Source organism: Chelativorans xinjiangensis (genome assembly GCF_009812055.1).
In the GTDB taxonomy this organism is placed as follows: Bacteria; Pseudomonadota; Alphaproteobacteria; order Rhizobiales; family Rhizobiaceae; genus Chelativorans; species Chelativorans xinjiangense.
In genome coordinates, this window is record NZ_WQNH01000059.1 from 1 (window position 1) to 24,588 (window position 24,588).

A 24,588-nucleotide genomic window follows, 5' to 3' on the forward strand; every position below is an offset into this window, starting at 1 on the left:
TCGGAAAGCCTCTCAAGAATCCATCCAAACCTTCTTGGCAATAAAGAAAATACTGATATGCGATTCCCCTGCCCACGAGGGGGGAGATCGGCCGTCGCGGCGACTTTCGCTAATCACCACGTTGTAGGAAGGGCGCCAGAGCAAGCGGCCAGCACAATCTCCCCCCTTGTGGGGGAGATGTCCGGCAGGACAGAGGGGGGGCGCGACAGGGGCGCCGTTCTCTCCAAGCAAGTGCAACAGGAAACAACACAGGCAACACCCATGGTCGGCATCAGGCGTCTCGCCCAGCATCTGGACATTTCCATCGGCACCGTCTCGCGCGCCCTCAACGGCCGTCCCGACGTCAACGCCGAAACCCGCCGGCGCGTGCTGGAAGCCGCCCTCGAACTCGGCTACGCGCCCAACCAGGCCGGCCGCTCCCTGCGCAAGGGCTCCACCGGCGTCGTCGGCTTCATGATGCAGAGCGGCTCGGAAATCACCGGCGACGGCGACACCTTCTTCATGAGCGTCTTCGACGGCGTGCAGGCGGTCTTCGCTCGCCACAATCTCGACCTCGTCGTCCTCCTGTGCTCCTCGCGCGAAGACCCCGACGCCTATCTTCGCCGCACGGTGGCGCGCGGCTTTGCCGACGCCCTCATCATCTCGGCGACACGGAGAAACGACCCGCGCATCGATTTCCTGGCCGAGCGCCACATCCCCTTCATCGCGCTAGGGCGCAGCCAGTCGGACGCCGGCCATCCCTGGATCGACCTCGACTTCGAGGGCCTGGCCCGCATCGGCATCGACCGGCTTGTCGCCCACGGCCACCGCGACATCGCCATCGCCGCACCGGCCGACGACGCCAATCTGGGCCATATCTTCGTCGAGACCGCGCAAAGCACGCTGGCCGCCCACGGGCTCCCGCTGCCGCCCCATCGCCTCCTGCGCTCGCCGCCCAACGAGGCCGGCGGCTACGCCATGGCGCGAAAGATCGTCGCCATGAGCGACCGCCCGACGGCTATCCTGCTCGTCAACGAGACGACCGCCGTCGGCTTTTACCGCGGCCTTTACGACGCCGGCCTCGCGCCGGGCCGCGACATCGCCATCATCGGCTTCCGCGAAAGCCCGCAGGCGAAGTTCCTCACCCCGCCGCTCACCTGCTTCCGCCTTGACCTGCACGCCCTGGGCGAAGCGCTCGCCGAAGCCCTGCTCGCCACGATGCCCGCCTACAAGGAACAGTATCCGCTCGGCACCGCGCGCCGCATCTGGCCCATGGAACTGGTCGAAGGCCTGAGCGACCGGGCGGATTAGCGGGGCGCAAAGGGTTGCCGGCCCTACCGATGGCCTTTACGCTTCAAGAGCGCCTTGACAGGCCTGCGGGGATGGTACACGCTTGTAACCATCTGGTTATTTACCAGCTCTTGAAAAGCGATGCGCATGTGTCCCCGAGGGCGCATGCGTTGTGTCAAGTGGGAGGAAAACCGATGACATTCAGGATCAACAGGCGCGGCGTGCTCGCCGGCGGCGCAGCTGCGCTGTCTGCGTCGGCCTTGGGGCTTCCGGGCACGGCCTTCGGGCAGGAAACCCGGCTGAGATTGATGTGGTGGGGCTCGCAACCGCGCGCCGAGCGGACGTTCGAGGTCTCCAACCTCTACATGGAGGAAACTCCGGGCGTCACCATCGACGGCGAGACCGTCGGCTGGGACGACTACTGGCCACGGCTGGCCACCCAGGTCGCAGGCCGCAACGCGCCTGACATCATCCAGATGGACTACCGCTACATCTTCGAATACGCCCGCCGCGGCGCCTTGGCGCAGTTGGAAAGCTACGTGCCGGACACGCTCAACGTCTCGGACTTCGACCAGGCCGCGCTTGACGGCGGCTCCGTCGACGGCTCGCTCTACGGCATCAGCCTCGGCGCCAACTCCTCGGCCATGATGATCAATATGGCGGCCTTCGAGGAAGCGGGCATCGAGATCCCCGACAATTCGCTCACCTTCGACGAGATGAAGCGCATCGGCGAGGAGATCACCCAGGCCGGCAAGCGCCAGAATTTCTACGGCCTGTCGGACGGCTCGGGCGTCGAGCCCTTCTTCGAGAATTTCGTGCGCCAGCGCGGCAAGGCGCTCTACACGGAGAACGGAGAGCTCGCCTTCGATGCCCAGGACGTGCGCGAATGGTTCGAGCTGTGGGCGGCCATGCGCGAATCCAAGGCCTGTGTGCCGGCCGACCTGCAAGCGCTGGACAAGAACCAGATCGAGACGGGCATGGTTTCGCTCGGCCACGCGGCCGTCTCCTACGCCCACTCCAACCAGCTCGTCGGCTACCAGACGCTCAACAAGGACCCGATCACGATGCACCCCTATCCGCGCATCGAACCGGGCGTCGGCGGCGGGCACTACCGCAAGCCGTCCATGTTCTTCTCGGTCTCCGCACAGTGCGAGAACCCCGAGGCGGCGGCCGCCTACATCTCATTCTTCGTCACCGACCCGGCGGCGGCGGAAATCCTCGATGTGGAGCGGGGCGTGCCCGAATCCTCGGTGGTGCGTGAAACCCTGGCGCCGAAGCTCGACGACACGGGCCGCGCAGCGGTGGAGTTCATCGGCGGCCTCGGCGATCTCGCCGGTCCCCTGCCGCCCCCGCCGCCGCTCGGCGCGGGCGAGATCGACAAGATGCTGCTCCGCGTCAGCCAGGAGGTCTCCTTCGGCCAGCACACGCCGCAATCGGGGGCGGAGGCGTTCGTCGCCGAGGCCGAGTCGATCCTGTCGCGCGGGTAGAGCGATCGGAGTGGAACCGCATGCGCCTGCCTTCACCCTCGCCCCTGAGTTCGTCGAAGGGCGACAAGCTCAGGATGAGGGTGAAGGCAGGCCAACGCCACTGCAGGCTTCGGCGTTGCTGGATGGATGCAAACAGGAGCCCTCATCCTGAGCTTGTCGCCCTTCGACGAACTCAGGGGCGAGGGCGGGATGCCAAGCGCCTCTTGATTCAGCGCCAACGCCACACCCCGCCCACGGCGTTCTCCCTTCCTTCGCGAATGGCAGGCGGGAGAGTGCGGACAAGGCGCAGAACATCCCTTTACCGAGTGCGAAGACACCTCAGATGACCACCATCGCCTCTCCCGCATCCCCTTATATGCCCACCCGCGGCAGGTTCGCTCGCGCCTTGTCCCGCAACGGCGCCGGCTATATGTTCCTTCTACCGTGGTTCATCGGCTTCTTCGGCCTGACCGCGGGCCCGGCGCTGGTGTCGCTCTACCTTTCTTTCACCAATTTCGACCTTCTGACCGCGCCGCGCTGGATCGGTGCGGCCAACTACGTGCGCATCGCCACGGCCGACCCGCGCTTTGTCGCCTCCATACAGGTGACGTTCTTCTACGTCCTTTTCTCGGTGCCCCTGAAACTCGCCTTCGCGCTCCTGGTCGCCATGGCCTTGAACCGCGGCATGAAGGGCCTGCCCTGGTACCGCGCCATCTTCTATCTGCCGTCGCTGCTCGGCACCTCGGTCGCCATCGCGGTTCTCTGGCGCCAGCTCTTCGCCGGCAACGGCCTCGTCAACTCGTTCCTCGCCAATTTCGGCATTGAGGGCCCGAGCTGGATCTCCAACCCGGACTATTCGCTCTACACCCTCGTCGTGCTTTCGGTCTGGCAGTTCGGCTCGCCGATGATTATCTTCCTGGCGGGTCTCAGGCAGATCCCGCAGGACATGTACGAGGCGGCGAGCCTCGACGGCGCCTCCAAGTGGCGCCAGTTCTGGAAGATCACCCTGCCGCTCCTCACCCCGGTCGTCTTCTTCAACGCGGTCGTGCAGACCATCGAGGCCTTCAAGGCCTTCACGCCGGCCTTCATCATCTCCGGCGGCACCGGCGGGCCGATCAACTCGACGCTCTTTTATACGCTCTATCTCTACCAGGAGGCCTTCGGCTTCTTCCGCATGGGCTATGCCTCGGCGCTGGCCTGGATTCTCCTGGTGATCGTCGCGCTGTTCACGGCCTTCTCCTTCCTTACCGCGCGCTACTGGGTGCACTACGATGACTGACATCGCCGTCACGGACGACGTCCGCCCAAACGAAACCGTGGGGCTCGAAAAGCGCCGGGCCTGGGTGTCGGTGGTTCTGCATGTGCTCCTCATCGGCGCGTCCATCCTCATGCTCTATCCGCTCCTGTGGATGCTCTCGGCCTCGTTCCGGCCCGAGGAGGAGATCTTCAGCGCCACCTCGCTCATCCCCTCCTCGGTGTCGCTCGATGCATATCCGCGCGGCTGGTTCGGCCTGCGCGTCGATTTCGGCACGTTCTTCTGGAACTCCTTCGTCATCTCGATCCTGTCGGTGATCGGCAACGTGCTGGCCTGCTCGCTCGCCGCTTTCGCCTTCGCGCGGCTCAAGTTCTGGGGCCGCAATTTCTGGTTCGCGATCATGCTGGGCACGCTCATGCTGCCCTATCACGTCACCCTCATTCCCCAGTATGTCCTGTTCCTCAACCTCGGCTGGGTCGGCACGATGCTGCCGCTTGTCGTGCCGAAGTTCCTGGCGGCGGACGCCTTCTTCATCTTCCTTATGGTGCAGTTCTTCCGCGGCATTCCGCGCGAACTCGACGAGGCTGCGATGATGGACGGCTGCAGCGCCTGGCGCATCTACTGGCGCATCATGCTGCCCCTGTCGCTCCCGGTGCTTGCCACGGCGGCCATCTTCACCTTCATCTGGACCTGGGATGACTTCTTCGGCCCGCTGATTTACCTCACCGACATGCGCACCTATACCGTCCAGCTCGGCCTGCGTTCCTTCGTGGACTCGACCGGCCTGTCGGACTGGTCGGGGCTGTTCGCCATGTCCATGCTGTCGCTGGTTCCGGTGTTCTTCTTCTTCCTCTTCTTCCAGAGGCTCCTGATCGAAGGCATCGCCACCACGGGGATCAAGCGGTAGAGCGGGCGTTTTTGGATGAGAACAAGCATGTTTGCCACGGTTGGCACTCCTTCGCGTACCTTCCCCTCCGCGCGTCATCCCGGAAGCCGGAGCGCAGCGGAGGCTGTCCGGGACCCATTCCGGAACGTGGACGCGTCACGGAATGGATCCCGGCTCTGCGGGAGCGTGCGCTCCCTTGGCCGGGATGACGCGCGGAAGAGGCCTTCGGCGCAACGGTCTCCCTTCGTCTTTCCGCCAATACAGGACTCCGCCCGATGACCATCCGCTTTGCCGCTATCGGCCTCAACCACGGCCACATCTATGGCCAGGTCGACATGCTCCTGCGCGCCGGCGCCGAGCTTGTCTCCTTCCATTCGCGCGAAGACGATCTGGCCGCCGCGTTCGCCGAGCGCTACCCCGATGCCCGCCGCGTCGCCGACCGGGCGGCGATCCTGGAAGATACCTCCATCGCGCTCATCACCAGCGCCGCGATCCCCGACGAGCGCGCCGGCATCGCCATAGCGGCGATGGAGCACGGCAAGGACGTCCTCCTCGACAAGCCGGGCGTCACGAGCCTCGAGCAGCTCGAGGCGGTGAAGCGCGTTCAGGCCAGCACCGGCCGTATCTTCTCGATCCTTTATTCCGAGCACTTCGAGAGCCCGGCCACCGTGAAGGCGGGTGAACTGGTGGAGGCCGGCGCCATCGGCACGGTCATCCACACGGTCGGCCTCGGGCCGCACTCGCTGCGCAAGCCGCAGCGGCCCGGCTGGTTCTTCGAGCGCCCGCGCTATGGCGGCATCCTCACCGACATCGCCTCGCACCAGGCCGAGCAGTTCCTGTTCTTCACCAAGTCCGACAGCGCCGAGGTGCTTTCGGCCACCATCGCCAACCGGGCGAACAAGGACGCGCCGGGGCTGCAGGACTTCGGCGACATGCACTTGAGGAGCGAAAGCGCCACCGGCTATGTGCGCGTCGACTGGTTTTCGCCACTGACGCTGCCGACCTGGGGCGACGGCCGCCTCACCATCCTCGGCACGGAAGGCTATATCGAGGTGCGCAAGAACATCGACGTCGCCGGCCGCGAGGGAAGCAACCACCTCTTCATCGTCAACGAGAACGGCGTACGGCACATCGACTGCCGCGAGGTCGGCCTGCCCTTCGGCCGCGCCTTCCTGGAGGACATCCAAAACCGCACCGAGACCGCCATGCCGCAGGCGCGCTGCTACCTCGCCATGGAACTGGCGCTGAAGGCGCAGGCGCTCGCCGAGCGTACCGCAACCGAAGGATAACAGATGCCCGAAACCCTGACAGTCGCCATCGTGGGATGCGGGATCGGCCGCGCCCATATCACCGAGGGCTATCTGGCCGACCCCGAGCGCTACCGGGTGGTCGCCGTCTGCGACCTCGACAATGCACGCCTCGACGCTTTTGCCGAGGAGTTCGGCATTCCGCGCAAGACGACCATCTTCGACGATCTCCTGGCCATGGACGATGTCGACATCATCGACGTCTGCACGCCGCCGTCCGTTCACTACGCCCAGATCCTGGCCGCCCTTGCCGCCGGCAAGCACGTCATCTGCGAAAAGCCGCTGGTCGGCTCGCTCAAAGAGGTCGATGAAGTCATCGCCGCCGAGCGCAACGCCAAGGGCAAGCTCATGCCCATCTTCCAGTACCGCTACGGCGACGGCGTGCAGAAGGCCAAGAAGATCATCGACTCCGGCGTCGCCGGCATGCCTTACGTAGGCACCGCCGAGACCTTCTGGCAGCGCTTGCCCGAATACTACGCCGTGCCCTGGCGCGGCAAATGGGCAACCGAACTGGGCGGCGTCCTGATGACCCATGCCATCCACATCCACGACATGCTGATGTGGCTGATGGGCCGGCCGGCCGGCCTCTTCGGCAGGGTGGCAACGCGCGTGCACGCCATCGAGGTGGAAGACTGCGTCTCCGCCAGCCTGGAGCTGGAAAGCGGCGCGCTGGCCTCGATGACCGCGACGCTCGGCTCGCGCGAGGAACTTTCGCGCCTGCATCTCGCCTTCGAGAACGTCACCTTCGAATCGAGCCACTTTCCTTACGCGCTCGGCAACGACCCGTGGCGCATCGTGCCGCGCGACGACAAGGTCAAGGCCGAGATCGATGCGCTCCTGGCCGATTGGACGCCGGTGCCGCCGCGCTTTGCCGGCCAGATGCGCGATTTCCACCGGGCACTCACGCAAGGAACACCGCTGCCGGTCACCACGGCGGACGCGCGCAGCGCGCTCGAGCTGGTGGCCGCCTTCTACCATTCCGCGCGCACCCGCCAGGACGTCCGCTTTCCGCTCGGCCCCGGCCATCCCCTCTACGAGGGCTGGATTCCCGGCCGGCCGCAGCCCCGTTCGGCCTGACAGGAGAAGAAATCCGCATGTCCACCTCAGTCTCGCTTTCCAAGGTCCGCAAGCACTTCGGCTCCGTCGAGGTGATCCACGGCATCGACCTCACCATCGATCCGGGCGAATTCACCGTCTTCGTCGGCCCGTCCGGCTGCGGGAAATCGACCCTTTTGCGCATGATCGCCGGGCTGGAGCCGATTTCCGGCGGTGAACTCAGGATCGACGAGGAACTGATGAACGAGGTGCCGGCGGCCAAGCGCGGCATCGCCATGGTGTTCCAGTCCTACGCGCTCTACCCGCATATGAGTGTCTACAAGAACCTTGCCTTCGGGCTGGAGACGGCGGGGATGAAGAAGGCCGAGGTCACGCCCCGCGTGCGCCGCGCCGCCGAGATCCTGCAGATCGAGCCCTTGCTCGACCGCAAGCCGAAGCAGCTTTCCGGCGGCCAGCGCCAGCGCGTGGCCATCGGCCGCGCCATCGTGCGCGAGCCGCGCATCTTCCTCTTCGACGAGCCGCTCTCCAACCTCGATGCCGAATTGCGCGTGCAGATGCGCGTCGAGATCGCCAAGCTGCACCGCGACCTCGGCAACACGATGATCTACGTCACCCACGACCAGGTGGAGGCGATGACGATGGCCGACAAGATCGTCGTCCTGCGTCTCGGCCACGTCGAGCAGGCCGGCGCTCCCCTCGACCTCTACAACAATCCCGCCAACCGCTTCGTCGCCGGCTTCATCGGCAGCCCGAAGATGAACTTCCTCGACGCCGGCATCGAAGGCGCCGATAGAAGCTCCGCCGCCATCCGCATCGGCAGCGAGAAGGTCGTCCTGCCACACTCCGCCAAGGGCGCGGCCGACGGAAAGGTTGAGTTCGGCGTCCGCCCCGAGCACATCACCATTGCCGGCGGCGAGGACCGCATTCCCTTCGCAACGGTGAAGGTCGACCTGGTCGAAAATCTCGGCGGCCAGACTCTTCTCTATACGACGCTGGCCGACGGCCAGAGCCTTACCGTCTCGCTGGAAGGCCAGCGCGAGATCCAGGTGGGTTCGTCCATCGACACCTTCGTCGACCCCGCCACCTGCCATCTCTTCGATACCGACGGCCAGGTGATCTGAGGGCTGGGTCATCGCCCCTATCGCAAGGTCTGCGAAAGGGGGTCGCAAGCGCCGCGCCAGTGGCAGGCGGTTGCAATCGGCGTTGTGAATTGGGGAGGGGAGTCCTGAGCGTTGTGCCTTCCCTGACGAAGGACGTGCCTATCCGTTGCCGCGCTTCACCTGAAGCCGGGCTATGTCAAAGAACGTGGGAAGCGGGGCGCGTTGTCCGAGCCACTCAATTTTTTTTTAAGGCGCGTCCAACGCGCCCCGCCGGAGTCTGTCCCGACGGTCGGCCGGTCACTCGGGCCTTTCTCCTTCCCGGCCGCACCCAATTGGGGTGAGCCGGGCCGAACAAAAGCCCTGGCGGCTTCTCCGCAATGCCGGCAACGCTGTATTACACCCAGCGCTCCCGGCACCGCCGGCCTGTCGCGGGCCCTCAGGCCTCCGGGTACCGACCCTGGAGGGAGAGGTCTCCGCCGCCCTCCCTGATCCCCGGTCCGGACCCGGTTCCCGCGAGAGCGATGGCAAGGATTGTACGGGCGGGCTGGGCAGGGGGGCGAAGATTCCCGCGAAAAAGTTGGAGAATTTTTTCTGCAGTGAGTGAAACCAATGGGTTGGCGGGGAAGAGAAAAGTTTGTCGCCACATTTTATCCCCGCGCAGGCGATGCCTCGCCGGCTGAGGTGAAGGGCGCCCGCCGCCTCTCCAACGTGGCGTCATCCCCACCCCACCCGCGCGCGTCATCCCGGAAACCGGAGCAAAGCGGAGGTTGTCCGGGACCCATTCCGTGACCAGTCCACATTCCGGAATGGGTCCCGGACAAGCCTTCGGCTTTCCGGGATGACGCCCGCGCGGGTGGGGTGGGGATGGGCACGCAGTACGCACAGGTCATCGCGCGGCCGGGATGAGGCGCGTTTGGAGGCGGTGGCCGATCTCCCGGAGATGCCCGGCCTGCCTTCGCCGAAGCGAAGCTTCGCGCAGACAGGCAGAGGGGGCGCGCGACGGGCGACGGGCAATCCGGAAAGCTTGCGTCAACCTATACGCAGATCGCGATCCCTACATCACCGCCCCGATCTGCCAGGGCACGAACTCGTTGTCGCCGTAGCCGAGCTTTTCGGACTTGCTGCGCTTGCCGGATGCCACGGCCAGCACTTCCTCGAAGATCTGGCGCCCCTTCTCCTCCAGGCTCACGCCGTCGAGGATGTCGCCGCAGTTGATGTCCATGTCTTCCTCCATGCGCTCGTACATGGCGGAGTTGGTGGCGAGCTTGATGGAGGGGGACGGCTTGCAGCCATAGGCCGAGCCGCGGCCGGTGGTGAAGCACACCACGTTGCAGCCGCCGGCCACCTGCCCCGTCACGGAGACCGGGTCGTAGCCCGGCGTGTCCATGAAGACGAAGCCCTTCTCCTTCACCTGCTCGGCGTATTCGTAGACGGCGTTGAGCGGCGTCGAGCCGCCCTTGGCCGCCGCCCCCAGCGACTTTTCCAGGATGGTGGTGAGGCCGCCGGCCTTGTTTCCCGGCGAGGGATTGTTGTTCATCTCGCCCTTGTTGCGGGCGGTGTATTCCTCCCACCAGTGGATGCGCTCGATGAGCTTCTCGCCCACCTCGCGCCGGATGGCGCGGCGGGTCAGGAGATGTTCGGCGCCATAGATCTCCGGCGTTTCGCCGAGGACCGCGGTGCCGCCGTTCTTGACCAGGATATCGGCGGCCACGCCGAGCGCAGGATTGGCGGTGATGCCGGAATAGCCGTCCGAGCCGCCGCACTGCAGCGCCAGCATGATCTCGGAGGCCGGCACCGTCTCGCGCCTGTGCCTGCCTACGGCCGGCAGCATCTCCTTGACGCGCGCCAGCCCGGCCTCGATGGTGCGCCGCGTGCCGCCCGATTCCTGAATGGTCATCGAGCGGAAGGTGTCGCTTTCCTCAAGGCCGTAGAGTTCCTTCAGGCGGGCGATCTGGAACACCTCGCAGCCGAGCCCCACCATCAGCACGCCGCCGAGATTGGGATGGGCGGCGTAGCCCCACTGCGTGCGCTTCAGAAGATCGAAGCCCTCGCCCGCCGACGCCAGCCCGCAGCCCGTGCCGTGGGTGAAGGAGACGACGCCGTCGATTTCGGGGAAATCGTCGAGAAGGCCATTGCGCATGGCGGCCTCGGCGATGAACCGGGCGACCGAGGCGGAGCAGTTCACGCTGGTCAGAATGCCGATATAGTTGCGCGTGCCGACGCGGCCATCGGGGCGGCGATAGCCTTCGAAGGTCGCCTGCTCCTCGGGCGGCAGGACGTTGATCGGCCGCGCATCCTCGCAGAAGCGGTAGTCGCGCTCGAAATCGCCCATCTCCACATTGTGTTCGTGCACCCAGTCGCCGGCGGCGATGGACACCTTGGCAAAACCGATGATCTGGCCGAACTTGCGGACCGCCCCGCCGCGCGCCACCGGCTCCAACGCCACCTTGTGGCCGAAGGAGATGCGGCTTGCGGCGCGCGCACCGCCGATCAGAGGCGTGCCTTCCTCGATTTTCCGCGCGGCCACCGCGATGTTGTCCGTTTCGGCAAGCCGCAGAAAGGCCGGCCGCCCGTTTTGATTGTTCATGATACGCCTCCGGCGGACCACCATCCGCCCATTGGTGTTTAACGGTAGATCAGCGTCGGCAACCACATGGTGAGGGCCGGCACGAAGGTGACCAGCAAGAGCACCAAGAGAAGCGGCACCAGAAAAGGCATGGTGGCGGCCACGCAACGCTCGAACGGCACCTTCGAGACACGCGAAAGCACGTAGAGCACCATGCCGATCGGCGGCGTCAAGAGCCCTATCATCAGGTTCAGGACAATGATGACGCCGAAGTGCACGGGGTCCACACCCATTTTCACCGCGATCGGCAGAAGGATCGGCACGAGGATGGTGATGGCTGCCACCGTCTCCATGAAGCAGCCGACGACGAGCAGAATCAGGTTGATGAGCAGAAGCACGACGATCGGGTTTTCCGAAACGGCGAGGATGAGCGAGGCGAAATGCTCTGGCACGCGGTTGGAGGTGAGGATCCAGGCGAAGATGGACGCGGCGGCAACGATGAAGAGCACCACGGCGGTCGTTTCGATCGTGTCGAAGGAGACGCGCAGGAAGTGCTTCAACGGCAGCGTGCGATAGACGACAAAGCCAAGGAACAGCGCCCAGGCGCAGGCCGCAATGGCCGCTTCCGTCGGCGTGAAGGCGCCGGAAAGAATGCCGCCGACGATGATGACCGGCGTCATCAGCGACAGGAAGGCGCGGGCGAAGGTCGCCCTCAGAACGGCGACGCGGAATGCCTGGTCGCGCGGATAGCCCCTCTTGTGCGCGTACCAGGCAACCATCGCCATCAGCGCAAGAGACATCAAGAGGCCGGGGATGAGACCGGCGGCGAAGAGCTGGCCGATGGAGGCGCCGGCTACCACGCCATAAATGACCATCGGCAGCGAGGGCGGAATGATCGGCCCGATGGTCGACGAGGCGGCCGTGATGCCGACGGAAAAGCCGGGATCGTATTTGGCGTCGCGCATGGCCTTGATCTCTATGGCGCCGAGGCCGCCGGCATCGGCCACCGCCGCGCCCGACATCCCCGCAAAGATGACAGAGGCGCCGATGTTCACGTGGCCCAGCCCGCCGCGCATCCAGCCGACAAGCGCCTTTGCAAAATCGAAGATGCGCTCGGTGATGCCGGCCGTGTTCATCAGGTTGCCGGCGAGGATGAAGAAGGGCACGGCGAGAAGCGGGAAGGAATCCACGCCGTTCACCATGCGGTGGATGACGACCACGTCGGGAATGCGCCCGTCCAGGAAGATGAAGACCGCCGAGGCGCCGGCAAGCGCGATGCCCACGGGAACGCCCATGGCGATCATCAGGAAGAGGAGAACGAAAAGCAGCGTCAGGAGCATGGACGGGTCACAGGTTCAGGGCGGTCGGGCTGTGGATCTCGGGATCGATCAGCCGGCTGGTGCGGCTTTTCAGATGCCGCGCAAGCACCACGAGGGCATAGACGGTCATGGCGGCGAAGCAGGCGGCCACGATCCAGTAGACGACGGATTTCGGCACGTCGAGGGAGACCATCTTCTGCTGCGTGTTCTGCGCCATCTGGCTGCACAGCCAGGCGGTGACCCCATAGAAGACGAGCGCTATCAGATCGACGGCGATCTGCAGCGTGAAGCGGGCGTACCGAGGCAGGTAGCGATAGGCGAGCTCGACGGCGATGTGGCTCTCCTTGCGCACCGCCATGACGGCACCGAGGAAGGTGACGCCGATCAGCAGATAGCGGGCGATCTCCTCCGTCCAGGCAAGGGAATCGTTGAGCACATAGCGCGTGAAGAACTGAAGAAAGACGACGACGGCAAGAACCCAGAAGACGATGAGAACGAGGCCGTCGTCGAGCCGCACGTCTGACAGGTCGTCCTGGTCGGAAGCGGGTGGGTCGGAAGCGGGTGCAGCATCACTGCCGCTGTTGTTGTTGGACATGGGAAAGCCTCAGGACGCAGCCTTGGCGTTGACCCCGCGCCGCCGTGGCGCGGGGCTTTCGGCGGATTGCAACGTGCTACTCGATCGCCTGCAGGCGGTCATAGACGTCCTGGTCCCAGGTGGCATCCTCGCCGTTGTGCAGCTTCATCGTCGCCTCGCGGAAGGGCGTGCGGTCGACTTCGTTGACCTCGACGCCCTGGTCGCCGAACCACTGCACCAGATCCTTTTCCGCCTGGATGATCTGCCCGGTGGCGCAATCGGCCGTCTCGTCCAGCACGCTTTCGAAGGCCTCGCGGTCGGCTTCCTCCAGCGAATTCCACACAGGCCCGCCGACGATGGTGAGAAGCGCGTCCGTGATGTGGCCGGTGAGCGTGATCTGCTCCTGCACCTCGTAGAACTTCTTGGCCTGGATGGTGGGCAGCGGGTTCTCCTGCGCGTCGACCGTGCCCTGCTGGAGGGCGAGATAGACTTCCGCGAAGGCGATGGGCGTGGGGTTGGCGCCGACGGCCTTGGGGAACATCATGTAGAGCGGTGCGTTGGGCACGCGGATCTTCAGCCCCGCCATGTCTTCCGGCGTCTCGATCGGCTTGTTCGAGGTCACGTGCCGCTCGCCGTAATAGGTGAGCGAGGTGATGTGGTTGCCGGAGGCCTCCTCGTAACCCTGCGCAAGCTCCGCGAAAAGCTCGGAATTGCGGAACTTGTCCCAGTGGTCGTAGTCGCGGAACATATATGGTGCGCCGCCGATGGCGACCGGCCCGTAGGCGCGGCCGGCGAAGAGCTGGCCTGTATAGATGATGTCGACGGTGCCGAGGCCGAGGCCCTCGTTGATGTCGACCTCCTTGCCGAGCGAGGATGCCGGGAAGACCTCGATGGAGTAGCGCCCGTCGGTCGCCTCCTTCAATCTGTCCGACGCCTCGACGGCGCAGGTGTGGTAGGGCTCGTTCGCCTCGTAGACATGCGCCCATTTGAGCACGGTCTCGGCCGCGGCCGGCAGCGCCAGCACCGAGACACCGGCAAAGGCGGCGGCGGCAAGCGGATAAGTAACGGTCTTTTTCACCTTGAGACTCCTCCCTTTAAACGACGACGTTTGGTGTCCGCGGAATTGCCGGCAGCGCCGCTGCCGCCGCGCGCTCCGGCGGGAGGCTCCCTCCCCGCCCGCTCGCCGAGGCTACCCGCCACGGAGGCGACAGATCAATTCCACGATTTTCAAGCTCTGGAAATCCTACTAACATGCTAGCATGACATCAAGCGCCAAAATTTCCCGAATGGGCTCAGCCCAAATGGGTAGAGAGAGAAGGGGCGGCGCAGGCGAGCGTGTCGCCAACGCGCTGCGCCAGGCGATCGTCACGCTGGAGCTCAGGCCCGGCCAGCCGCTCGACAAGGCGGAGCTGACCGCCCGCTTCGGCGTCTCGCGTTTTCCCATTTCGGAGGCGCTCCACCGGCTGCAGCGCGAAGGCCTGGTGGACATCCGCCCGCAAAGCGGCTCGAGCGTTTCGCTGATCCGGCTCAAGGACGTGGAAGAGAACCTCTTCATGCGCCGTGCACTGGAAGCGGAAGTTGCCGAAACGCTGGCGCGCCGCCGCGACCCGGCGCTGCTCGCCGAACTGCGGCGCAATCTGCGCTACCAGAAGGCGGCCGTGGACGCCGACGACCGCGAGGGCTTCCACACGCTCGACCTTTCCCTCCACGACCTGATGGTGAGCGCCCTCTCCTACCCGCGGCTGCGCGCCACCGTCGAGAGCGTGCGCCTTTCGCTGGACCGCGCCCGCCGCCTCATCGCCTCCCCCCGCCGCCACGCCGTCACCTATGCCGAGCACGTGGCCGTCGTCGAAGCCCTGGAGGTGGGGAACCCCGTAGCGGCCCGCGCCGCGATGGCGGGGCATATCGATGCGGTGATCGCGGAGCTGGAGGCTTTCTCGGAGAGGCATCCGGAGGTTTTTGGGGATGTTGGGTGATGTGTACTGGCGGAACGTGCGCAGGGAGCGATCCGATGTTCAGACGCCTTCCAGCAGCTTGTCTGTTTCGTTCAGCATGACATTGACCGCGGATTCTCCGGGCTTCACACAAATGAATGTCCCGTGGAAAAACCGAGCATGGACCATGATCGATTTGCCCGCCGGCATTGGCCGTTGCCCCGCACTGCACATTACAGTCAGTTGGGGTTGGACCTGCGCGATGGCTCTTGCCGCTTTTGGCTTTGTCCACCTGAACAATGTCGGTGCAGACGACTGAACGGTCACCATCCGCCCCCTCACACCGATGTTCACTTTGACGTCCCTGCCATCGATAGAAACGCGTTCGGCCCAAGCGCTGAAGGCGTCGTTGGCGACGCGCTCGACACAGGCGGAATCCGATCCGCACTCATCGCGCGCGAGGTCCATCGCCATCGCCTGCTGCGCGGCGATTTCGGCCGACTGGCTGACCCAGCTCCGCGATTGCAGCTTCTGCAACATGATCACATAGCGTGGCTCGGCCTCGGCATACGGGCTGTGCAGGACCTCATTCGCCAATTCTTGCGCCCGCTCGATCTCGGCCATATGGGCGGCCCGGCAGTCCCAAGACGCACAGGCGCGCAGCGCCTCGTCATTGTCGGCCGAAAGGTCCTGATATGCCTCCGTGACCGCCTGCTTGCACGCGCCATCGCCGCCGCAGGCCTTCATCGCCTCATCGAAGGCCGCGATCTGCTCATGCGTGAGGTAATTGTATTTGTACGCATCGAGCGCCGTCGCCGCGCCGAGATCGCCGCCGAGGGCCGCGCCGACCAGTGCAGCGCCCCACTGCTGCACCGCCTGCTTCTGCTCTTCGCTCAGGCTCGGATGCTCCGCCAGCACATCGACGAGGATGGCGTTGGCGAGTTCCCCCGCGCCGCCGGCCAGCGCGCCGAGGGCGACGTCGCCGCCGGCCACCGCCGCGCCGACGGCGCCGGCCACCGCGTGCAACGCCACCTTCTCCGGCGAGCCCTCCGCGAAGCCGGCAACCTGGGCGATGTCGCCCACCGCCATGTTCAGGGCCTGGCTGAGGAGCGCCGCGTCCTGCTGCTTCTGCTTCAGCGCGGAAATGTCGTAGCGTCCGACCGCGACGTTGGTGTTGTCCGGATCGCGGTTGAGCGCGGCGGTGTCCTGGCGCTGGTCGGTCAGGGTGAGCGCGCCCGGCGAGACCGTCGAGCGTGCCGTGCCGCGCTCGCTCTCCTCGGCCGGCATGCCGACCTGCGGCACCGGCAGGCCGCCCGGCGACAGCGACAGGCCGTAGCTCGCCGTCTTCGCCTCGGAACGGTTTTCCAGATCGGAGAAGGTGAGCTCCGCCGCCCTCAGCGAATTGAGCCCGGCATCGGCCGACGAGACGATCAGCCCCGCCTTCAGGTCGACCCTGCCCCCGGCCTCCACCGCGAAGCCGCCCTCGCCCGCCACGATGCCGCTCTGCTCCGATACATTGGCATAGTCGCCCGTCGTGCGGCCATAGGAGAAGGAGCCGCCGAGCAGGCCCGACGGACTGAGCGAAAGCGAGGCGCCGAGGCTCTTCTCACGATAGGTCGAGGCATCCCGCACCGAGTGGATGACAAGGTCGCGCCCGGCAGACGCCTCCACCCGCTCTCCCGCCACGACGCCACCCAGAAGGGCAATGTCGCGGCCGGCATCGAGGTCCGCCGTGCCGCCGGCGACGATGCGGGCATTGGTGTGGCTCGCGCTGTCGCCGGTGGCCTTGGCGTAGCTGCCCTCCACCTTCAGCGCGAAGGGCTGGATGGAAAGCCCGAAGCTCTTCGCCCGGGTCGCGGCATAGTCCTCGAGCGCGGCCAGGATGATGTCGCGCCCGGCGTCGATGGCGACGTCCTCGCCCGCGATCAGCTGCGTGCCCTCATCGAGGACGACGTCGAGCCCGGCCTTCATGACCACGTCGCCACCGGCCACCAGCTCCGCCATCTGGCTTTCCGACCAGCGCTGCTCGTTCTTCCACGACGAGATGGTGATGCCGATCGACCCCAGCAGAGATTGCGGTGACAGGTCGCCGAGGGCGTTCTTCACCATCGCTTCGGGACCGGCCTTGATGCCGTTAAGGCCGCCCACCCCGACATAGAGCGCCGCAAGCCCGGCCGCGATCCCGTTCTCGGACTGGGAAAGACGCATGAGCGTTGCCGTCAGCGGCGACACCGAAGCAAGCCCTTCCAGAGGATCGACCTTCTCTCCCGGCGTGCCTCGGTAAGCCGCATCGATGCCCGCCGAGCCGGGGAAGGTGAGGCCGATGTAAAAGCCCTTTTCGGTGAAGTAGCGCGCGTCCTGGGCGGCCTTAAAGCGGATGTCGGTGTCCGTCAGCATCAAGAGGTCGCCGGCCGCCTGGATCTTCGTGCCCGTGCCGGTGATCGGGCCTCCCGAGCCATCGCCGAAGGACGCGTCCAGCGTGACGTTGTCGCCGGAGATGCGCGTGACGGAGGTCGAGATGTCGTTCCACCGCTGCTTGACCTTGCCCCAGCCGAGCCCCTTGAAGCCCCACTCCTTGTAGGTGTTGTGCACCTCCTGCGACACCGCGCCCATCTCGATGCCGCCGGTGGCCTTGAGCGCCACGTCGCCATAGGCCGACACCAGCGCCCCGTTCAGCACCGCGTCGGACTTGTTGTCGCCTGCGCACAAGGCGCCGCCGTCGCACACGCCATAGCCGGCGAGGATGGACACGTCGCCCACGAGCGACTGCGCCTTGGCTTCCGCCGTGGTGATGGTGTGCTCGACGATGTCGAAGCCCGACAGGAACCCGCGCTGGTGGAAGTCCTTCGACAGGAAGGAATCTTTCAATGTCTCGAATTCGACATTGCCGCGGGCGGCCAGAAGCATGTCGGTGACGGAGCCGAGCTCGCCGCCGCGGTTGATCAGGTCCTCGCCGGCGATCACCGTCAGGTCCCGGCCGGCGGTGATCTTGGCGATGTTCCAATCCACCGCGTCGCCCCCGCACGCCGCGCCCAGGCACAGGTCGAAGCCGTCGACGGCGCGCCGGTAGCGCTGCGTCTCGTTCAAAAGCGAGCCGCCCACCCGCAGGTCGAGCGAACCGGCCGAGGCGATCGTGCCGCCGCGGTTGACGAGGTCGCCGTCGGTCGTCATCAAAAGCGTGCCGGCGGTGATGAAGCCGGTGTCGCCACGCCCGCCCGCATAGGCGCGCTCGCGCATGTCGAGGTCCGCCATGCGCTGGTTGATGATGGACGAGGCGGAGATCGAGGCGAGGCCTTCAGCCGCCAGCGTGCCGGTGTTGGTTAGCCGGCCGGAAAGATCGACCAGCAGATCGTCGGCCGCGATCAGGCCGGGGCCGCGCGGCCCGCGCAGAAGCGCGTCTGAGGACGGCAGGTAGAGCCGCGGCACCAGCACCGGCTTGCCGTCGATAATCCGCGTCTCGTGCCAGACGACGGGCTCGGTGAGCGCGGCGCGCTGTGCCTCCGTCAGCGCCACGCCGTATTGGGCACCCGTGCGCTCGGCGAAGGCGGCGGCGTTGCGGTAGAGTTCGGTGCGCTGTTCTTCCGCCGAAAGCGACGGGTCGACCACCAGATGCGTGCCCGTGGCCCTCAGCGCCGCTTCGGCCAGCGCCCGGGCCTCGCGCACCGGATCGGAGTAGTAGGAAAGCTGAGAACCGGTGATGTTGCCGGCGCTGGCCAGCAGCCTTGCCGCCTCGAGCGAGCCGGTGAAGCGCTGCAGATTGCCGAACGCGTCCGGGTCGAGGCCCACCAGATTGCGCTCGTTGAAGGCGCCGAGGTCGAGCGGCGGCACCGCCACGTCGTCGAGCACGAAGTCGACGACGCCTGCCCCGCCGCCGACAAGGCCGAGGCCGGAGCCGCCGTGGGCCGCCACGCCCTTTCGGGTGGGATCGAGACCGGCGATGCCGGTGCCCACGCCCGGCGCAACGCCGGCGCGGTCGAAACGGCCGAAGCTGGAGCCGTCGACACCGTCGATCGCGCCGATGCCGTTGTGGAGCGTGCCGCCCTCGATGGAAACGAGGCTGCCTTCCACGGTGCCGCGATTGGTCGTCTCGTCGCTGGAAATCAGGAGCGCGCTGCCGGCCTTAATCAGGGAGCCGTGCAATACTTCCACCGTGCCGCGTTCTTCCAGCCGGTGGTTGCTGTAAGGCCCCTCGCCCAAATCAGCGATCCTGTTCCCGATCATGATCACATCGGGAATATCGTTTGGATCGATGCCGAGCAGCTCCAGATCGAGTAGGGCCGCAGCGTCGGCGTATTCGAAGACCTTGAACCGACCGCCGTTGATCACCCCGTCCTTGTATTTTGACTTTCCTTGGTAGCGCACACTGATAGGAGAGGCGTCCTTGACGATGATGATCGTCTCGTCGCCATCGCTCGCGCGCGCGGCGAGATATTCGTTCTTGAAGACGCCGTCCTGATAGGGTTTCGCAACCCAGTCATCGCTAACGCCGTTGGGCGCGGTGAACCTGTTGTCGTCCTGGAAAAGGCGCTCGCCACCCCAGATGTGGCGCAAATGGTCGACCTCGTGCACCGTGGCGTCGTTCAGCACGCGCGCCATATCGATGGAAAGATCGCCCACCGCGAGAATGCGCCCTTCGAGGTTTTGAAGGTCCTCGCCGGAAAGCAGCATATCGGCGCCCGAACGAATGACGCCGGGCGTTCCAACCTCAATCTCCCCGACGAACTCGTCCCTGACGACCGTCGCCGTTCCCCAGTAGCGGGCCGGCGGAGAGGTGCGCGCCGCCAGATAGTCCATCGTCGGGTCGCCCCAATTGCGATAATCGACGATCTGTCGGGGACCCTCCTCATGTGCCGTATTGATCAGCGTCCGCGCGAGGATCTGCATGTCGCCGCCCGACTCGATGCGCGCCGAGGCGTTGGTGAGGGTGCCTCCCGCCTCGATGGCGAGCGTGCCTTCGGCCAGGATGCGGCCCAGCAGATTGTCGAGGTTGCCGGCGGTCTTGATGCCGAGGTTGCCGTCGGCGCCGATCAGCGCGTCCTCGCCGCGGTTGATCAGCCGGTGCGCCTCGAGAGCCATGTCGCTGCCGGCGCGGAAGGTCCCCTCGTTGGTCAAAAGCCCGCCGACGACGGCGTGCAGCGTGCCGCTGGAGACGATCGATCCGAGATTGGTGAGGTTTTGCACGACCGCCGCCTCGATCACTGCGGCCTCGATCTGGCCGGTCTCGGTGTTGAGGAGATCGCCGGCGATATCGAGCCCGAGGCGCCCGGCGACGGCGAGCTGCCCGTCATTGACGAGCGAGGAGCCGAGGATGAGGTCAAGGTTGTGGGCCGCAAGCCGCGCCGCCGGCGAGCCCGGCACATAGGCATGCGCCGCAAGCCGCAGATCGCCGGCGGCTTCGATGCTGCCGTCGTTGTCGACGTTTTGGCCGCTCGCAATGTCCAGGGCGTTGGCCGAGACGATCTCGCCGAGATTGGCGAGCCCACCGGAAAGGCGGATGGTGAGCCGGCCCGCATGGACAATGCCCTCCGCCGTCGTCTGGATCGTCCCGACATGGATCCTGCCGCCGGCCCGATTGTCGAGCGTACGGGCGGTGAGCGTTGCGCGGTTGCCGCTCTCCAGGAGCCCCGAATTGTCGAGCGCCCCGGCGGCGGTGAGGTTAAGCGCGCCACTGGCGCGGATGTCGCCGCGGTTGGAAAGGAGGCCGCCCACCGTGGCCTTCAGCGCCCCTTCGGAAAGGAGCGCACCGAGATTGGCAAGGTCGCCGGCGACTTTGGCTTCCAGCGCCTGCGCCACGATCTCGCCTGTAGCCTCGTTGCGCAGGTTCTGTCCGACATCGAGGCCGAGATCGCCGGCGGCCGCGATCAGCCCGGCGTTCCTGAGCCCGCCGCCGAGAATGAGGTCGGCCTTCGCCGCCACCAGCTCGGCTTCTGCCCCGCCGGCCGTATAGGAGCGCGCTTGCAGACGGAGCGTGCCGCCGGCCTGGACGATGCCGTCGTTCAGGACATCGCCGGCCCTCAACACATCGAGCGTGCCGCCGCTGACGATCTGCCCGAGATTGGAGAGATCCCCGCCCTTGAGCTCGATGCGCATGGTGCCCGCATGCAGCGCGCCGCCGGCCCGGTTGTCGAACCCGTTCGCCAGCAGTAATACGCCCTCTTCGCTGTAGAGCAGGCCGGAATTGGTGAGCCTCGCGGCGGCCGCGAGGTCGAGGTCGCCCGTGGCGAACAGGCCGCCTGAAAGATTGTCGATCCCGCCCGCCGACCGCACGATCAGGGCGGCCTTGCTGTCGATAACGGCTCCTGAACCGCTATTCACCAGATCGGCGGCCGTAAGGTTGATATCGGCGCCGGCACGGATGGTGCCGGAGTTGGAGAAGAGGCCGATAACGGCGACCTTGAGGGTCTTTTCCGATAGAAGCGAACCGAGATTGGTGAGTTCCCCGGCAATGCTGGCTTCCAGCACATTGGCGGCGATCTCGCCGGCGGCCGTGTTGCGCGCATCGTCCCCGACATCGAGGCTGAGCTTCTCCGCCGCCGCGATCAGCCCGGCGTTCCTCAGCGCGCCGTCGAGGATGAGGTCGGCCCGCGCGGCGACCAGCTCCGCCTCGGGTGCGTCGGCCGTATAGGAAACTGCCTCAAGGCGCAGGGTCTTACCCGCCTGGACGATGCCGCCGTTCAGGACGTCGCCGGCCTTGACCACGTCGAGCGTCCCGCCGCTGACGATCTGCCCGAGGTTGGAGAGATCCTCGCCCTTGAGATCGATGTGCACCGTGCCGGCGTGCAACCGGCCGGCGGCTTTGTTGTCGAAGCCGCCTGCGACAACCGACACGCCTTTTTCGCTGTAGAGCAGACCGGAATTGGCAAAAAGGGCGCCGGCCACGAGGTCGAGGCTATCGGTGGCAAGGATGCCGCCGCCCCGGTTGTCGATGCCGCCGCTGGCGTGGACGGTCAGCGCCGTGTTGCTGTCGATCCGCGCATCCTCGCCCATGTTGAGGAGATCGGCGACCGTCAGGTTGAGTGCCCCGCCGGAGCGGATGTCGCCGGCATTGGAAAGCTTGCCGCCGGCCTCGATGTCGAGCGTGCCGGTGCTGAGGATGGCACCGCTGTTGCCGACGTCCTTGCCGAGGACGAGATCGGCCTTCGCCGCAACGAGCTGCGCCGCCGGCGCGTCGGCCGTATAGGAAAGCGCCTTGAGGGTGAGCACGCCGTCGGTGCCGATGGTGCCGTCGTTGAAGACGTTGCCCTCGGCCAGGAGGGCGAGCGTCCTTTCCGACAGGATCCGGCCGAGATTGGTAAGGTCGCCGCTGGTGCGGATGTCGATGCCGACGGCTTCGATGACGCCGGTCTCGGCATTGGTGAGGGTTTCGGCATTCACGGCGGCATCGCCGCGCGCCAGAAGCACGCCGGCATTGTCGAGCGCACCGGCCTCGATCGCATGGCTGTCGCTGGCGAAGGCGCCACCCTCGGCGATGGCGAGGTCGCGGAAGGCCAGCGACAGGGCCGGATAGTCGGCCGTGTCGAGGAGCGTGCCGATGGTCAGCCGCCGCGTGGCCTCCACGTCGATGCCGATTTCCGGATCGAACGCGGTGTCCTTGCCGAGCGTGACATCGACGCCGGCGATCTTCGCCCCCTCGCCTGGAATGATCCAGGTGCCGGTCACGTCGATCGTCTCCGCGCCGAGATCGATCGTCGGCGCGATCAGCGTCGCCTTGTCGGTCTTCAGGCTATCGCCGGCCGAAAAATCGAGCCCGTCATGGGCGGCGATCAGGCCGGAGAAGGAGGCGCTGCCGCCAGCCGCCGCGCGCAGCGTGCCGCCGGATTTGAGCGTCGCGCCGGAGACGATGTCCTCGTGCGCGACGATTTCCAGGCCTTCTCCGGCGTGAACGCCGGCGCTCTTAAGAAGCGTGATGTCCCCGGCGGTGATTGCGATCTTGCCGGTGGCCGACAGGTCGCGCGCCAATTCGAAGGCACGCGCCGCCTCGACATGGACAGCGCCCGAGGCCTCGCCCGAGACGAGGCTCAAGCTCCCGGCTGAGACGATCTTCAGGTCTCCGGGGACGAGCTTGCCGTCCTCGTCGTACGACCCCAGCGCCTGCAGGTTGCCGGAAAGGACGACCCCGGTATCGAGATCGGAAGAAAGCACGTCGATCGAGGCTGCGCGGATAATGCCGGAGGCGCTGGAGACGATCGCATCGCCCCCTTCGGGTGCGGCATCGGCAAGCCGGCTGGCGGTCCCCGTCGCCGGGTCGATGCGCGTGGCACCGGCGCTGATATCCACCTTCTCCTTCGCCTCGGCCAGGCCGTCGAGGTTGACCGTGCGGCCGATAAGGTTGAGGCGGTCGGCCATCTGGCCGCCCGGCGCCGAGACCCCTGCCCCGGAGATCGTGATGTCGCCCTTGCGGGTCTCGAAGCCGACCGTGCCGGCGTCATAGTCGACGATGGGGCGGCCGGTGGTGAGCGTGGCGGTGCCGGTGTTGATGAACCCGCAGCCCACGCAGCCGATCCCGTTCGGGTTGGCGACGATCACGTCCGCCTTCCGGCCGAACACCTCGGTCACGCCGTTGAGGCTGGAGCGCTTGGTGCCGGTCACCTCGTTGACGATGATCCTCGCCTCGCCGCCCGGCTTAAGGTTCGGATTGGGCGCTACCTTGCCGCCGATCACCGAGGTGCCGCCGAGCCCGGAGTTGTTGAGGATCAGCCCGCGCGTGTCGATGTTGTATTCGCGGAACTTGTTGTGGCTGACACCGCCCTTCGACGGCGTGACGATATTGACCGTCGGCGTGCCGTTACCCGATGAGGCGATGCCGGGCCGGAACTGGATCGGCGCGGTGGGATCGGTGATCACCTGCGCATAGGCCGGCGCCAGCGGTCCGACGAGAGAGGACAACAGAAGGTTGAGTGCCGCAAGACAGGCGACCGGCCGCCGTAGAGCGGGGCCCTTGGGCCTGATCTTGCTTAGGAAATGGAAGGCTCTGAGCGACCGCCGGGCTTCACCGGTCTCCGCAATCCGACGGTCCATATGACCCCCACAATAAAAATATAACAAACACTAATGCGCGCGCAGTATCGAAAAGAACGGGACTCTTCAACCTGGGGTATTGCACCGCAGCCCAACCACCCCATCATTTTTTGCTACTCTCGGTTACATTCCCCTCAAATAGGGGGATTTCCCGCCCTTAAGGTCTCAGCGGCGAAGCGAGCCCGCCGGCCTACCGGCACCCCTTGATGAAATACGTCCAGAACGTCTGCTCCATATAGCCTTGCGGCGTATAGGCCAGCCGCGAGGAGGTCTCGACGTTGAGGACGGAGGCACCCGGCTTGCACTTGGAGAGCACCTGCTTGCGGCACTCGGCCTCGGTGAGCGTGAAAAGCGTGCTCCGGCAGGTGCTGGTCATGACATCCCCACCCCCCGCCACCGGCACCGCACGCGGCTCCGTAGCGTAGCAGCCGGACAGGAGGAGAAGGAGGGCCCCTCCAGCGGAAAGAGTGCGGAGTGCTGCAGTCATCGCCAGGCCTCTCGATTCCAGATGAGTCATGTCGCCCTCGCACTACAGTTGCGTTTCCCGTTGCGCCCCGTCGCGCCCCCCTCTGCCCTGCCGGGCATCTCCCCCACAAGGGGGGAGATCAGCTTGCATCGCGGCCGGCTCTCTCCTTTGCGATTGCCGAAAGCGGGTCGTGACAGTCGATCTCCCCCCTTGTGGGGGAGATGCCCGGCAGGGCAGAGGGGGGCGCGACGGGGCGCAACTGTAAAACTAATTCCCCTCCGCGACCCCGGCCGGCTTCCAGTTCCTGGCTCGCGCCTGCGCCTCCTCGATCTGTTCGGGCGTCATCGTCGTGGTGAGGCGGTCGAGGGCGGC

General features: G+C 66.0%; 14 protein-coding genes. 8 read left to right on the top strand and 6 right to left on the bottom strand.

Going from position 1 to position 24,588, the window contains the following annotated elements:
* The first annotated feature begins 261 nt into the window (after positions 1–261).
* The 7 genes from GM910_RS23840 to GM910_RS23870 all read left to right on the top strand — a co-directional run bounded on the left by GM910_RS23840 (position 262) and on the right by GM910_RS23870 (position 8,360).
* On the top strand, positions 262–1,290 hold the full coding sequence (locus GM910_RS23840; RefSeq protein WP_159592532.1) for a LacI family DNA-binding transcriptional regulator: 1,029 nt from the start codon (positions 262–264) through the stop codon (positions 1,288–1,290).
* Positions 1,291–1,463: 173 nt separating this feature from the next.
* Positions 1,464–2,756 (top strand): ABC transporter substrate-binding protein, encoded by a 1,293-nt coding sequence (locus tag GM910_RS23845; RefSeq protein ID WP_159592535.1) that lies wholly within the window; start codon positions 1,464–1,466, stop codon positions 2,754–2,756.
* Between the two features lie 355 nt (positions 2,757–3,111).
* Positions 3,112–4,014: a carbohydrate ABC transporter permease gene (locus tag GM910_RS23850; RefSeq protein ID WP_246226323.1), complete on the top strand. Its 903-nt coding sequence runs from the start codon at positions 3,112–3,114 to the stop codon at positions 4,012–4,014.
* 109 nt (positions 4,015–4,123) lie between these two features.
* Positions 4,124–4,897 carry a carbohydrate ABC transporter permease gene (locus GM910_RS23855; RefSeq protein ID WP_425482724.1) on the top strand — a complete coding sequence of 258 codons (774 nt, stop codon included), beginning with the start codon at positions 4,124–4,126 and terminating at the stop codon, positions 4,895–4,897.
* 254 nt (positions 4,898–5,151) lie between these two features.
* Complete coding sequence (locus GM910_RS23860) at positions 5,152–6,165, top strand: Gfo/Idh/MocA family protein (RefSeq protein WP_159592544.1); 1,014 nt, start codon at positions 5,152–5,154, stop codon at positions 6,163–6,165.
* Positions 6,166–6,168: 3 nt separating this feature from the next.
* Positions 6,169–7,260, top strand: coding sequence for a Gfo/Idh/MocA family protein (locus GM910_RS23865; RefSeq protein ID WP_159592547.1), 1,092 nt, complete (start codon positions 6,169–6,171; stop codon positions 7,258–7,260).
* A 17-nt stretch (positions 7,261–7,277) separates the two neighbouring features.
* Positions 7,278–8,360, top strand: coding sequence for an ABC transporter ATP-binding protein (locus GM910_RS23870; protein WP_159592550.1), 1,083 nt, complete (start codon positions 7,278–7,280; stop codon positions 8,358–8,360).
* A 1,033-nt stretch (positions 8,361–9,393) separates the two neighbouring features.
* Here the strand turns inward: GM910_RS23870 and GM910_RS23875 are convergent.
* The 4 genes from GM910_RS23875 to GM910_RS23890 form a co-directional block, all read right to left on the bottom strand.
* Positions 9,394–10,926, bottom strand: a complete 1,533-nt coding sequence (locus GM910_RS23875; RefSeq protein ID WP_159592553.1) for a UxaA family hydrolase — start codon at positions 10,924–10,926, stop codon at positions 9,394–9,396.
* A gap of 38 nt (positions 10,927–10,964) precedes the next feature.
* The gene (locus GM910_RS23880) at positions 10,965–12,245 is read right to left on the bottom strand and encodes a TRAP transporter large permease (RefSeq protein ID WP_159592556.1); all 1,281 of its coding nucleotides are present in this window, start codon (positions 12,243–12,245) and stop codon (positions 10,965–10,967) included.
* Between the two features lie 7 nt (positions 12,246–12,252).
* Positions 12,253–12,819: a TRAP transporter small permease gene (locus GM910_RS23885; protein WP_159592559.1), complete on the bottom strand. Its 567-nt coding sequence runs from the start codon at positions 12,817–12,819 to the stop codon at positions 12,253–12,255.
* Between the two features lie 76 nt (positions 12,820–12,895).
* Positions 12,896–13,876, bottom strand: coding sequence for a sialic acid TRAP transporter substrate-binding protein SiaP (locus GM910_RS23890; protein WP_159592562.1), 981 nt, complete (start codon positions 13,874–13,876; stop codon positions 12,896–12,898).
* A gap of 223 nt (positions 13,877–14,099) precedes the next feature.
* On the opposite strand from GM910_RS23890, the gene GM910_RS23895 reads away from it, so the two are divergent.
* Positions 14,100–14,774: a GntR family transcriptional regulator gene (locus GM910_RS23895; protein WP_246226322.1), complete on the top strand. Its 675-nt coding sequence runs from the start codon at positions 14,100–14,102 to the stop codon at positions 14,772–14,774.
* Between the two features lie 39 nt (positions 14,775–14,813).
* Here GM910_RS23895 and GM910_RS23900 read toward each other — a convergent pair whose 3' ends face one another.
* A complete protein-coding gene (locus tag GM910_RS23900; RefSeq protein ID WP_159592568.1) occupies positions 14,814–23,750 on the bottom strand; it encodes a two-partner secretion domain-containing protein in 8,937 nt (2,978 codons plus the stop codon).
* A gap of 190 nt (positions 23,751–23,940) precedes the next feature.
* Positions 23,941–24,237 (bottom strand): hypothetical protein, encoded by a 297-nt coding sequence (locus tag GM910_RS23905; RefSeq protein ID WP_159592571.1) that lies wholly within the window; start codon positions 24,235–24,237, stop codon positions 23,941–23,943.
* Positions 24,238–24,588: the final 351 nt, after the last annotated feature.

Excerpts from the sequence above, each read along its gene's own strand:
- GM910_RS23860 (WP_159592544.1), top strand. The coding sequence starts at position 5,152 with ATGACCATCCGCTTTGCCGCTATCGGCCTCAACCACGGCCACATCTAT.
- GM910_RS23855 (WP_425482724.1), top strand. The coding sequence starts at position 4,124 with ATGCTCTATCCGCTCCTGTGGATGCTCTCGGCCTCGTTCCGGCCCGAG.
- GM910_RS23905 (WP_159592571.1), bottom strand. The coding sequence starts at position 24,237 with ATGACTGCAGCACTCCGCACTCTTTCCGCTGGAGGGGCCCTCCTTCTC.
- GM910_RS23875 (WP_159592553.1), bottom strand. The coding sequence starts at position 10,926 with ATGAACAATCAAAACGGGCGGCCGGCCTTTCTGCGGCTTGCCGAAACG.
- GM910_RS23885 (WP_159592559.1), bottom strand. The coding sequence starts at position 12,819 with ATGTCCAACAACAACAGCGGCAGTGATGCTGCACCCGCTTCCGACCCA.
- GM910_RS23850 (WP_246226323.1), top strand. The coding sequence starts at position 3,112 with ATGCCCACCCGCGGCAGGTTCGCTCGCGCCTTGTCCCGCAACGGCGCC.
- GM910_RS23845 (WP_159592535.1), top strand. The coding sequence starts at position 1,464 with ATGACATTCAGGATCAACAGGCGCGGCGTGCTCGCCGGCGGCGCAGCT.
- GM910_RS23900 (WP_159592568.1), bottom strand. The coding sequence starts at position 23,750 with ATGGACCGTCGGATTGCGGAGACCGGTGAAGCCCGGCGGTCGCTCAGA.
- GM910_RS23865 (WP_159592547.1), top strand. The coding sequence starts at position 6,169 with ATGCCCGAAACCCTGACAGTCGCCATCGTGGGATGCGGGATCGGCCGC.
- GM910_RS23870 (WP_159592550.1), top strand. The coding sequence starts at position 7,278 with ATGTCCACCTCAGTCTCGCTTTCCAAGGTCCGCAAGCACTTCGGCTCC.
- GM910_RS23895 (WP_246226322.1), top strand. The coding sequence starts at position 14,100 with ATGGGTAGAGAGAGAAGGGGCGGCGCAGGCGAGCGTGTCGCCAACGCG.
- GM910_RS23840 (WP_159592532.1), top strand. The coding sequence starts at position 262 with ATGGTCGGCATCAGGCGTCTCGCCCAGCATCTGGACATTTCCATCGGC.
- GM910_RS23880 (WP_159592556.1), bottom strand. The coding sequence starts at position 12,245 with ATGCTCCTGACGCTGCTTTTCGTTCTCCTCTTCCTGATGATCGCCATG.